General features: G+C 57.6%; 6 protein-coding genes. 2 read left to right on the top strand and 4 right to left on the bottom strand.

The window, feature by feature from the left end; translation table 11 throughout:
• The first annotated feature begins 116 nt into the window (after positions 1–116).
• Complete coding sequence (locus ACIQ36_RS18565; RefSeq protein ID WP_395832102.1) at positions 117–401, top strand: SAM-dependent methyltransferase; 285 nt, start codon at positions 117–119, stop codon at positions 399–401.
• Here ACIQ36_RS18565 and ACIQ36_RS18560 read toward each other — a convergent pair.
• Positions 398–1,222 carry a LysR family transcriptional regulator gene (locus tag ACIQ36_RS18560; RefSeq protein ID WP_395832100.1) on the bottom strand — a complete coding sequence of 275 codons (825 nt, stop codon included), beginning with the start codon at positions 1,220–1,222 and terminating at the stop codon, positions 398–400. The genes ACIQ36_RS18565 and ACIQ36_RS18560 overlap by 4 nt on opposite strands.
• 68 nt (positions 1,223–1,290) lie before the next feature.
• Between ACIQ36_RS18560 and ACIQ36_RS18555 the strand changes: the two genes are divergently transcribed.
• The gene (locus ACIQ36_RS18555) at positions 1,291–1,770 is read left to right on the top strand and encodes an ester cyclase (RefSeq protein WP_395832098.1); all 480 of its coding nucleotides are present in this window, start codon (positions 1,291–1,293) and stop codon (positions 1,768–1,770) included.
• 165 nt (positions 1,771–1,935) lie between these two features.
• On the opposite strand, the gene sppA is transcribed toward ACIQ36_RS18555, so the two are convergent.
• The 3 genes from sppA to ACIQ36_RS18540 form a co-directional block, all read right to left on the bottom strand.
• On the bottom strand, positions 1,936–3,669 hold the full coding sequence (gene sppA / locus ACIQ36_RS18550) for a signal peptide peptidase SppA (protein ID WP_395832096.1): 1,734 nt from the start codon (positions 3,667–3,669) through the stop codon (positions 1,936–1,938).
• 11 nt (positions 3,670–3,680) lie between these two features.
• The gene (locus tag ACIQ36_RS18545) at positions 3,681–4,253 is read right to left on the bottom strand and encodes a peroxidase-related enzyme (protein ID WP_395832094.1); all 573 of its coding nucleotides are present in this window, start codon (positions 4,251–4,253) and stop codon (positions 3,681–3,683) included.
• A gap of 33 nt (positions 4,254–4,286) precedes the next feature.
• Positions 4,287–4,560, bottom strand: a 274-nt coding sequence (locus ACIQ36_RS18540; RefSeq protein ID WP_395832092.1) for a chorismate synthase, incomplete at its 5' end; no start/stop codon positions are given.

Genomic DNA, 4,560 nt, shown 5'->3' with positions numbered 1-4,560 from the left:
AAGGCTTTAAGGTGATCGTTCAGGCTGAAAAGCGATTGAGGTTCCATCGGTAGGCTCCGAGCGAGGGACCCCATCAGTGAATCACAGCAAAACTGAACGGGCGAGGGTTTTTGCGGGTGTCCAGCTTTATCTCTCTGACATTAGTGCTCCCCGCCGCGCTGGCGCTCGCCGCGCCCGGCTGTACGCTGGTCGCTCTGATTAAGCCGCAGTTCGAAGTGGGGCGCGGCAATCTGGGGAAGGGCGGCATCGTGCGCGATGTGGCGCAGCACGAGGCGGTTTGTGCGAAAATTGAGGCGTGGCTGAGCGAGGGCCAAGGCTGGATCGTTACAGGTCTCGCCCCCAGCCCCATCGACGGGCCGGATGGGAACCGCGAGTTTCTGATTGCGGCGCGGAAGTTCTAAGTATTCTCCTCCAAATACTTCGCTAAACCATTTGCAATAAGCGATACGGCAGCAGGTCTATACTGTTTAAATGGGTAGACGAGGTTTAACGGATACTCGACAACTGGGTTCGGCATCCAGCGCACTAATCGACCGGCGGTTTCGTCGGCTTGACACAGCATTTCCGGCAAAACCGCAATTCCACAGCCTGCAAGAACCAGTTGGCGAAGTACGCGCAAATCGGTGCTTACCACCGAGGCTGAATTTCGCTCCGGATCGTCCGAGAATGCCAATCGGGGAGGCTCCTTCACACCGCCCAGGTTGGGACTACCATACAGAAAAAACCGGGTTCTACCAATTCGCCGCGCGATAAGGCTTTCGTCTTGGACATTTCCGACCCGCAACGCAAAGTCGATAACTTCGCCCCGTAAGTCTTGAACCGTCGCGCTTAAATTAAACTCCAACCGAATTTTAGGATAGGTAAGCAAGATAGGGGCGAGGGCCGGGGCCACCAGAAATTCGGCGAGTAGCGGCGTTGTCGTTAAACGAACGGTTCCACTTACTTCAGCTTGAGAATCTCGAATAGCCTTAAAGGTATCATCCAAACTCTGAAGTGCTGGCGCGGCGCGGGCAAGAAGTTCCTCTCCCAGGCTCGTGAGTTTGGTTGCGCGCGGCATACGGAGAACTAAGGTTGCGCCCATGCTATGTTCAAGCAACTCAATGTGGCGGCAGAATGTCGCTAAAGGTACGCCCGCCGCGAGCGCAGCTTTCCGAAAACTGCCATTTCGCGCCAGAAAATCAAGCAAACGCACGGCCTGAGCGTCATAGGGTGTTCCATTCATGGGACGAAGTGTACCGTTTGCCCCCATATTCTTAAATCAAAAATCACCGTACAGAGGAGGCGTTCACCGTGCCTCAAACCCTGGAGATTAAGATGCGTCGCACGTCCTTTGCACCTATTGCCCTATTGATTGCAGGGCTTGTCCTAACAACTACCGTCACTAAGAGTGCGGTAGCCCAAGATAGCGCGACCCAAAAGAAAATCGTTATTGCTCTTATGGACGAGCTATTCAATAAACATGATCTGACCGCGATTGATCGGTATATTGGCTCCTATAAGCAGCATAGCGCCGGAAAAGACGGTAAGGAAGGGCTGCGCGAGTTTGCCACGAATTACCTGAGTAAATTTCCGAAAAGTTCCGCTGAAATAAAGAGTGTTGTGGCCGAGGGAGATCTCGTAATTGTTCTCAATCACGTAAAAATGTCACCGGAGGATCGGGGGCAGGTTTGTTTCGATCAATTCCGTGTAACGAGCGGAAAAATTATCGAACATTGGGATGCATGCCAAGATATTCCTGAAGTCCGTCAGAACAATAATTCACCGTTCTAGATAATTGTCCGCTTAATTTAACGCGCAATGCTCTAAGTCCGTTATCATCGCATTTTTTGCAGATTATTCTGCATGAATGCGATGATAAGGACTAAACTATTTCTCTTCTTTTCTCCGTGTTAATCGAAAGATTTTTGAAATTTTCCTTGTTCAGCTGCTTTCATTTCAGCGGTTCACATTGACCGGCGCATAGAGGCTTTCCCCGTTCAGCAGCGGCTCCAATTGGGTCCGTACCCCTTCGATCCGGGTGGCGGTCTGTTCCAGTTTCGAGACGAATTTCAGCGCCTTATCGAAGCTGTTCTGTGGGGCCGGGTAATCGACGAGGCGGAGTTGCGCGTCGGCGGGTTGGCGCAGCAGGGCGCGCATTTCTTCCACGGCCTCGGTCATGCCGCCGAGACGGTCCACCAGCCCGGCGTCTTTGGCGGACGCGCCGCTCCAAACCCGGCCACGGGCGATGGCATCCATCTTCTCCATCGGGATTTTCCGCCCGGCGGCGACGCGCTGGGTGAAATCGGCATAGATGCGGTCGAGGCTTTCCTGGAACCGCGCCCATTCTGCCGGAGTGAAGTCGCGGTTTGGGCTGTTTTGGCCCGCCGACGCGCCGCTGGCGATCCGTCCCCAATGAATGCCGAGCTTGTCCCATAGGCCGGTGAGAACGAATTTACCGCTATAGACGCCGATGGAGCCGGTCAGCGTTCCGGGCTGGGCAATAATCTTATCGGCGGGCGCGGCGACGAAATAGCCACCGGAGGCCGCATAGGTGCCCATTACGGCCACAACGGGTTTCCCGGCGTCCTGGGCCGCGCGCACGGCCTGCCAAATGGTATCCGACGCCACATAGGAGCCGCCGGGGGAATCGATGCGGAAGACGATGCCTTTCACGGTCGGGTCTTGCACGGCGGCGGTGAAGGCGGCCACCACGCGGCCCGCCGCAAAACTGCCCTCATCGGCAAAAGGATCATCCCCCTCGCCGCCACGGACTACCGGCCCGGCGGCTTCGATAACGGCGATGCGCAGGGCGGCATTCGGCAGCGTATCGGGAACGTGGTAATCGTCCAAAGACACGGTGGCCTGGGTGCGGCTGGTGTCTTTCAGCGCACGCAGGGCATCGCTGCGGTAGCCCATTTGATCGATCAGGCTTTGCGTTACCGCGTCTTGCGCGGCAATCGGCGCGGTATCGATGGCGGCTTTCGCATCATCGACCGAGATATTGCGGCCCTTGGCGATCATGTCGACGGCTTGGCCCAGCAGATCATCGGTGAGTTTTTGCAAGGAACCGCGTAAGGCCGGGGAGAGCCCGGCTTCGGTGAACATATCTATCCCGCCCTTGAACTCGTGGCGCTGATCGAGACGGGGGGCAACGCCGATGGCCTTTAAGGCTTCCGACAGATAGGGCCGTTCCAACGCCAACCCATCGATGCCCAAGGCCCCGGCGGGTTGCAGCCAGACGCGGTCGAACTGGGCCGCGAGGGCATAGGTGAAGGTCGCGCCGCCCGCCTCGCCCATCGTATCGGCGAAAGCATAGGTCGGTTTGCGCTTGGCTTTGAAGCGCTGCACGGCGGCGGCAAGATCTTGGGCAGCGGCAGGCGAAAGCTGAGCGTTGGAGAAATCGACGAACAGCCCCTGCACGCGCCCGTCCTTCGCCGCGCCGTCGATGCGGCTGACAATGTCGCGCAGCGACAGGCTATCGCCGGTCAGCGCCTTTATGGGGTTGTTCGATTGGCTGGCGGGCGGTTCGCCCTGAATGGCCAGGGTCAGCAGCAAATGGGTTGGAAGCGCGGGGGCTTTTGCCTCTTCAAACGCGCTAAAGCCGCGCCAAACCAGGTAGCCGAGACCGCCCCCGAGCAGCAGAAAAATAACGCCCAAAAAGCTTAAACAGCCTACCAAAAACCGGCGCATTGCGGCTCTCCCTATCGTGCTTGGCGATGATACTCGGGATTGGGAATCATATCGACGCCGTGGGCAACCCGGTTCGTCATATTAAAAAACCCCGCGACCTCGCAAATGTCGAAAATATCTGCATCGGTAAAGCCATGGTCCCGCAAAATCTCACGATCCCGCGCCGCGATTAAAGCCGGGGATTCGGTCAATTTTACGGCGAAATCCAACATGGCGCGCTGGCGGGCGGGGAGTTCGGCGACGCGGTAATTCATCACCAGCATTTCGCCTAACTCGGGGTCGCCCGAAAGCTGCCGAACCGCCGCGCCGTGGGCAACGAGGCAATAGTAACAGCGGTTGACGGCGGAAACGGCGACCGCAATCATCTCCCGCTCGAGCTTGCTGAGGCCCGAGTCGCCCAGCATGAGTTCGTTATAGCTTGCAATGAAGGTGCGCAGTTTTTCCGGGCGCAACAGCCACGCCCGCAGCACGTTCGGCACCATGCCCAACTTGTCGCGGCATTTCTGGAAATAGGGTTTCAGATCGTCGGGGAGGCTGCTGTCGTCCGGCGTGGTCAGGTCCATCACTTTGGTCGGCTGCGGCATATCCTTCTTCTCCCCTTTTTGATTATTGAACGCTCACCCACATTGCGCGCGGTGGCGCATCATTTGATCGACCAGCACCAGGGCCAGCATGGCTTCGGCCACCGGCACGCCGCGAATGCCGACGCAGGGATCGTGACGGCCCTTGGTCTGCACGTCGATTTCCTCCCCCTCGGCGGTGATGCTTTGGCGCGGAATGAGGATCGAACTGGTCGGTTTAATCGCCATCCGCACGACAATATCTTGCCCGGTGGAAATCCCGCCGAGAATCCCGCCCGCGTGGTTGGCAAGGAAATGCGGTTTGCCGTCA

Origin of the sequence: Elstera sp. (assembly GCF_044372965.1) — a bacterium.
Lineage (GTDB): Bacteria > Pseudomonadota > Alphaproteobacteria > Elsterales > Elsteraceae > Elstera.
Note: the sequence above shows the minus strand (reverse complement) of the source record. Positions and strands in the feature narration are given on the sequence as shown.